Raw genomic sequence first — 7008 nt, 5'->3', positions numbered from 1 at the left:
GCCGCGCGGAGCCGCGGCCGCCAGCGCGGCGGCGGTGACCGCCAGCCCCGCCGCCATCGACCGACGTCGGCGCCGCACCGCCCGCCGCATCCGGTGCCGCCCGCGCCTGGCCGCGCGCACCGGCGGGAACTCGGGCACCTCGCGGGCCGGGGGAGTGGGGCGGGCCACGAGGGTTTCGGCGGGGGCGGGGACCGGCGGGCGCGCCCCCGCGGTACGGGCCGGGTGGGAGGGGTCCGCCGGGACGTCGGCGGGGTGGGCGCGGCCCGCTTCGCAACGGGCCGGCGAGGGACGGGCGGACGAGGGACGGGTCANGTCGGCGGGGTGGGCGCGGCCCGCTTCGCAACGGGCCGGCGAGGGACGGGCGGACGAGGGACGGGTCAACGAGGGACGGGTCAACGAGGGACGGGCCGCCGGGGAATGCCGTGGCCGCGCATGGTCCGGCTGAAGGCGCGGCGGCCGTGCGTGAGCCGCCTCGGTGCGCGGCGGCCGTCCACCGGCCGAAGGGGAGCGGGAGAGGAAGGACAAGGCGAGCACCACCTGCGGGAGGAGCCGACGAGAGCTGGCTCTCCCACGATGCACGTGGCCGTCCGATCCCGCTGGGCCCTGGGGACTACCAGCGAGTTGTGCATAACCGGGTCACCCGTGTGAGTGAAATTCAGGAGCCCGTCACCCACCAGGAGCCCCCGCCGCTACGGCAGCTCGACCCCTAGGTCCCAGCCGTCGTGCGCCCGCGTGCACAGGCAGTCCCGCGCGTCGTTCGCGGGCAGCTTCCCCACGGCGTCGAACAGCACCTCGCGCAGCCGCTCCACGTTCGTCGCGAACACCCTGAGCACCTCCGCGTGCGACACGCCGTCGCCCGTCTCGGTGCCCGCGTCCAGGTCTGTGACCAGCGTCATCGTCGTGTAGCACAGGCCCAGTTCCCGCGCGAGGACCGCCTCGGGATGCCCGGTCATGCCGACCACCGACCAGCCCTGCGCCGCGTGCCACCGGGACTCCGCGCGCGTCGAGAAGCGAGGGCCCTCGATCACGCACAGCGTGCCGCCGTCCACCGGCTCCCAGCCCCGTCCCCGTGCGGCCTGGAGCGCCACCTGGCGTCCCACCGGGCAGTACGGGTCGGCGAAGGTCGTGTGCACGACGTTCGGGATCCGGTCGTCCAGGAGCGGTTGCCCGTCGAAGAACGTCTGCGGGCGCGATTTCGTACGGTCCACCAGCTGGTCCGGTACGAGCAGCGTCCCCGGGCCGTACTCCGGCCGCAGGCCGCCCACCGCGCACGGCCCGAACACCTGCCGTACGCCCGCCGCCCGAAGAGCCCACAGGTTGGCGCGGTAGTTGATGCGGTGCGGAGGCAGGTGGTGCTTGCGGCCGTGCCGCGGCAGGAAGGCGACGCTGCGTCCGGCGATCTCGCCGAGGAACAGCGAATCGCTCGGCGGTCCGAAGGGTGTTTCGACGGTGATCTCGGTCACGTCATCGAGGAACGCGTAGAACCCCGAGCCGCCGATGACGCCTATCTCCGCTCGCGCGCTGCTGCTGGTCTCGACCATGCCGGTCACCCTAACCACTCCCGGCTGGCCGCGGGGCGGCAACCCGCGATCGCACCAGGTAGGGGCCTGGGCGCGCGCCAAGGCCGGGCAGCGGGCACGTCGGAGCCGGGCCGGGGCACACCGGAAGCCGGCCGTGCCCGGGCCTCGGACCGGACGTTCCGCGCGTGGCCGGAACCCGGCCGCGCGGACCGCCCCGGATCAGGCCGCCGACGAGGCGCCGCTGGACGTGGCCGACGACGAGGACGACGAAGACGACGAGGGCGTCGAAGAAGACGACGACGAGGAGTCCGACCCGCCGGACGACCCGCCGGACGAGGTGCCGCTGTCGCTCTTCGCGGACGACTTGCCCGAGCCGTTTCCGGCGCTGCCGGACGACGAGCCGCGGCTGTCGTTGCGGTAGAAGCCGGAGCCCTTGAAGACGATGCCGACCGCCGAGAACACCTTCTTCAGGCGTCCATCGCAGCTGGGGCACTGCGTGAGGGCGTCGTCGGTGAACTTCTGCACCGCTTCGAGGCCCTGACCGCACTCGGTGCACTGATACTGGTAGGTCGGCACGCGCTCCTCCTGGCACTCTCACTCTACGAGTGCTAACGACGCTCCATAGTGCAGCATTCCGGAGCCGCCGTCCACTGCGGCGAGCTCGCGGGTGACCGATTCCACGTCGGACACCCCCGGCCGAGCGACCCCACCCTCCGGCCGGGCCGCGACCAGCCCGGCCGGTCCCGGCCCGCCGGAGGGCCCCGCCGGCCCCGCCCCGTACGCCCACCACGCCCGCCACGCCCGACAGAGGCCGTGCCGGATCCTTCACCGTCACCCGTCCCCCGCGGCCCCCAGCCAGCCGGCCAGCTTGCCGCCCCGGCCCACCGCCCGCAGCCGCGTCACCGCCGCGTCCCGCACCGGGTCCGTGGCCACCACCAGCAGTTCGTCCCCGCGCCGCAGGACGGTCGACGGCAGCGGCACGAAGCTGGTCCCGTCCCGTACCACGAGGGTGACCGCCGACCCGGGCGGCAGCCGCAGCTCCCCGACCTCCACGCCGTGCATCCTCGACCCCTCGGGGATCGCCACCGACAGCAGGTGCCCGCGCAGCCGCTCCAGCGGCGCCGACTCGATGCCGAGGTCCGAGGTGGCCTCCCGCTCCCCGAGCCGCAGCCGCCTGGCGAGCCAGGGCAGCGTGGGGCCCTGCACCAGGGTGTAGACGATCACCAGGACGAAGACGATGTTGAAGATGCGGCGGCTGCCCGCCACCTCGCCGACCATCGGGATCGTGGCCAGCACGATCGGCACCGCCCCGCGCAGCCCGGCCCACGACAGCAGCGCCTTGTCCCGCCACGGCACCCGGAACGGCGCCGTGCTGACCAGCACCGACAGCGGCCGGGCCACCACGGTCAGCACCAGGCCGACCACGATGGCGGGCCACACGTCGTCACCCAGCTCGTGCGGCGTCACCAGCAGGCCGAGCAGCACGAACATGCCGATCTGCGCGATCCACCCCAGCCCTTCCGCGAACCCGCGCGTGGCGGGCCAGTGCGGCAGGCGCGCGTTGCCCATCAGCAGCGCGGCCAGGTAGACGGCGAGGAAGCCGGAGCCGTGGGCCAGCGCGCCGGCGGCGTACGCGGTGACGGCGATCGCCATTACGGCGATCGGGTAGAGGCCGGAGGCCGGCAGCGCCACGTGCCGCAGCCCGTACGCGCCCAGCCAGCCCACGGCGAGCCCCAGGACCGCGCCGATGGCCAGCTCCAGGGCGATCTCGCCCAGCAGCGCGTACCAGGGGTCGATGCCGCCGTGCGAGGAGAAGGCCACCACCAGGATCACCACCGGGGCGTCGTTGAAGCCGGACTCGGCCTCCAGCGCCCCGGTCAGCCGGGCGGGCAGCGGCACCTTGCGCAGCACGGAGAAGACCGCGGCCGCGTCCGTGGAGGAGACCACCGCGCCGACGATCAGCGCCTGCTTCGTGTCGAGCCCCACCAGGTAGTGCGCCGCCGCCGCGGTGACCCCCACGCTCACCGCGACCCCCACCGTGGACAGCGCGGCCGCTGTCGGCAGGGCCCCCTTGATCTCCCGCCACTTCGTGCCGAGCCCGCCCTCGGCCAGGATCACCACCAGGGCGGCGTAGCCCAGGACCTGGGTCAGCTCGGCGTTGTCGAAGGTGACGCCGATGCCGTCGTTGCCTATCGCGACCCCGATGCCGAGGTAGACCAGCAGCGTCGGCAGCCCGCTGCGGGACGACAGCCGTACGGCCGCCACCGCGACGAGCAGCACGAGCGAGCAGATGAGCAGGAGTTCGTTGAGGTGGTGGACAGTCAGGGGCCGGTCCTTTCTCCCGCGTACCGGCTGGAGACCGACCTGCCGGCCGCCCGGTACTTCATTGCCTTACCTAATATTTTACGGGTTCTTGACGCGGGGCCCGAGCCGGGGGGCGAAACCACCCCTTCCGGTCCGCTCGCGCCGGCGCGGGACCGGGCCGTTCGCGGCCGCCGGGCGGGGACCTGACTCCCCGTGGGAGAGGGCGGCCCGGCTGCGCCTATGGTTGCTCCAGCACCAGGACCACCTGCCCCCTCGAAGGACAGCGATGCCCGCCACCCAGACCGGTCCCTCCCGCAAGAAGAAGGGCCGCCGTGTCCGCCTGATCGTGATCGCGGTCGTGCTGCTGCTGGTGGGGGGTGTCGGTTACGGCACGTACTGGAGTATTGATACGGTACGCGCCTCATTCCCGGAGACGACCGGTTCACTCCAGCTCGCCGGGCTCAAGAACCCGGTCCAGGTCAAGCGCGACGGCCAGGGCGTCCCGCAGATCTACGCCGACACGCCGGAGGACCTGTTCCGCGCGCAGGGCTACGTGCAGGCCCAGGACCGCTTCTGGGAGATGGACGTACGCCGCCACCTCACGGGCGGGCGCATGTCGGAGATGTTCGGATCCGACTATGTGAAGAACGACGCGTTCCTGCGCACCCTGGGGTGGCACGAGGTGGCGCGGCGCGAGTACGACACCAAGCTGTCGGACACCACCAAGCGCTACCTGCGCGCGTACGCCGACGGCGTCAACGCCTACCTCAAGGACCACCACGGCAAGGAGCTGTCCGTCGAGTACGCGGCGCTGGAGTTCCGCCACGACTACACGCCGCCGAAGTGGACCCCGGTCGACTCGGTCGCCTGGCTCAAGGCCATGGCCTGGGACCTGCGCTCCAACATGCGCGAGGAGATCAACCGCGCCCTCGCCGCCGCCCGGCTCAGCCGCAAGCAGATCGACCAGCTCTACCCGCCGTACCCGTACGCGCGTAACAAGCCCGTGGTCCAGAACGGGGCCGTCAACACCATCACCGGGGAGTTCGACCCCAAGGGGTCGCCGGCCGGCGCCTCGGCCGGCGGCAGCGGCCTGCCGGGGGCCGGGCAGGGCGTGCGCTCCCAGCTGGCGTCGCTGGCCGAGAACCTCGACGGCATGCCCACCCCGCTCGGCCCGAGCGGCAGCGGCATCGGCTCCAACTCCTGGGTCGTGTCCGGCAAGTACACCGCCACCGGCAAGCCGCTGCTCGCCAACGACCCGCACCTGGCCCCGCAGCTGCCGTCCGTCTGGTACCAGATGGGACTGCACTGCACCGACGTGACCGACTCCTGCCCCTTCGACGTCGCGGGCTTCACCTTCGCCGGCATGCCGGGCGTCGTCATCGGCCACAACCGGGACATCGCCTGGGGCATGACCAACATGGGCGCCGACGTCACCGACCTGTACCTGGAGAAGGTCACCGCCGACCGCTACCTGTACCACGGCAAGCAGGTGCGGTTCACCACGCGCGAGGAGACCATCAAGGTCGCGGGCGGCAGGAGCCGCCGCATCACGGTCCGTACCACCAACAACGGGCCGATCGTCTCCGACCGGTTCGACGTCCTGCGGGACGTCGGCGAGAGCGCGCCCGTCGGCGACGTGGCCCCCGACCGCGGCGACGGCTACGCGGTCGCCCTGCGCTGGACCGCGCTGGAACCGTCCCGGACCATGGACGCCGTCTTCGGGCTGAACACGGCCAAGGACTTCGCCGCCTTCCGCAAGGCCGCGCGCGACTTCGCCGTCCCCTCCCAGAACCTCCTGTACGCCGACACCAAGGGCAACATCGGCTACCAGGCCCCCGGCCGGATCCCGCGGCGCGGCAAGGGCGACGGCCGCTACCCGGCGCCCGGCTGGGACCCCGCCTACCGGTGGACCGGCTACGTGCCGCAGGACGCGCTGCCCTGGGAGTACAACCCGAGCCGCGGCTACATCGTCACCGCCAACCAGGCCGTCGTCGACCAGCGCAGGTACCCGTACCTGCTCACCGAGGACTGGGGCTACGGCGCGCGCAGCAAGCGCATCACCGACCTGATCGAGTCGAAGATCAAGGACGGCGGCAAGATCTCCACCGACGACATGCAGTCCATGCAGATGGACAACGCCAGCGAGGCCGCCCGGCTGCTGACCCCGTACCTGCTCGACATCACCGTCAAGGACGACTTCGTCCGCGAGGCCCAGCAGCTGCTGAAGGACTGGGACTACTCGCAGGACTCGGACTCCGCGGCGGCCGCCTACTTCAACGCCGTCTGGCGCAACACGCTTCTGCTCGCGTTCGGAAACAAACTTCCCAAGGAGCTGCGCGTCGAGGGCGAGTGCCTGCGGGTGCGCCCGGCCGACGACTCCGGCCCCGTGGACGACCTGGAGGGCGACAGCAGGCTGGTGACCGAGTGCGGCGAGCGCAGCCCCCAGGCGGCGCAGCCGGACGGCGGCGACCGCTGGATCGAGGTCGTGCGCGGCCTGCTGAAGGACCCCCGCAGCAGCTGGTGGAAGGCGTCGGCCACCACCACCGACCGGGCCACCAAGACCCGCGACCAGCTACTGGCCCGCGCCATGAAGGCCGCACGCGCGGAGCTGACCGCCAAGCTCGGCAAGGACATCGACAGCTGGAGCTGGGGCCGGCTGCACCGGATGACCCTGCGCAACCAGACCCTGGGCACCGACGGCCCCGGCGTCGTGCGCTGGCTGCTCAACCGCGGCCCGTGGAACCTCAGCGGCGGCGAGGCCGCCGTCAACGCCACCGGCTGGAACGCGGCGGGCGGCTACGGCGTGTCCTGGGTGCCGTCCATGCGCATGGTCGTCAACCTCCAGGACCTCGACAAGTCGCGGTGGATCAACCTCGCCGGCGCCTCGGGGCACGCCTTCCACGCCCACTACACCGACCAGACGCGCAAGTGGGCCAAGGGCGAGCTGCTGCCGTGGGCCTTCAGCGAGCGGGCCGTGGACGCGGCCACGGACGACAAGCTCGCCCTCACCCCGTAGGCCGGTCCGGATCCGGCCGTACGCCTCCGCCTGGGCCGCCTCCACGCGGGCCCGCCGCCGGGCCCTCGCGGCCGCCTGAGCCGCCGCCGTACGCCGTCCAGGGGCCGCCGGGGCGCCGCCGGGGCCGGGGCCGGGGCGTACGGCGCACCGGCGTCCGCGCGGCCTCCG

Annotated in this window: 4 protein-coding genes; 1 reads left to right on the top strand and 3 read right to left on the bottom strand. The window is 73.0% G+C overall.

The features are described from left to right. Positions 1-689: 689 nt before the first annotated feature. The 3 genes from RKE29_RS26665 to RKE29_RS26655 all read right to left on the bottom strand — a co-directional run bounded on the left by RKE29_RS26665 (position 690) and on the right by RKE29_RS26655 (position 3845). Positions 690-1541 carry an S-methyl-5'-thioadenosine phosphorylase gene (locus RKE29_RS26665; RefSeq protein WP_312008214.1) on the bottom strand — a complete coding sequence of 284 codons (852 nt, stop codon included), beginning with the start codon at positions 1539-1541 and terminating at the stop codon, positions 690-692. A 198-nt stretch (positions 1542-1739) separates the two neighbouring features. Next, entirely contained in the window at positions 1740-2096 is a 357-nt protein-coding gene (locus RKE29_RS26660) for an FmdB family zinc ribbon protein (protein ID WP_312008213.1), read from the bottom strand. Positions 2097-2351: 255 nt separating this feature from the next. After that, a complete protein-coding gene (locus RKE29_RS26655; protein ID WP_312008216.1) occupies positions 2352-3845 on the bottom strand; it encodes a potassium/proton antiporter in 1494 nt (497 codons plus the stop codon). 265 nt (positions 3846-4110) lie between these two features. Between RKE29_RS26655 and RKE29_RS26650 the strand changes: the two genes are divergently transcribed. Then, complete coding sequence (locus RKE29_RS26650) at positions 4111-6840, top strand: penicillin acylase family protein (protein WP_312008212.1); 2730 nt, start codon at positions 4111-4113, stop codon at positions 6838-6840. The last annotated feature ends 168 nt before the right edge of the window (positions 6841-7008 follow it).

This window comes from Streptomyces sp. B1866 (assembly GCF_031932565.1).
Lineage (GTDB): Bacteria > Actinomycetota > Actinomycetes > Streptomycetales > Streptomycetaceae > Streptomyces.
The sequence above is the reverse complement of the archived record's forward strand: the minus strand, read 5'-3'. Positions and strand labels throughout refer to the sequence as shown.

Excerpts from the sequence above, each read along its gene's own strand:
- RKE29_RS26665 (WP_312008214.1), bottom strand. The coding sequence starts at position 1,541 with ATGGTCGAGACCAGCAGCAGCGCGCGAGCGGAGATAGGCGTCATCGGC.
- RKE29_RS26650 (WP_312008212.1), top strand. The coding sequence starts at position 4,111 with ATGCCCGCCACCCAGACCGGTCCCTCCCGCAAGAAGAAGGGCCGCCGT.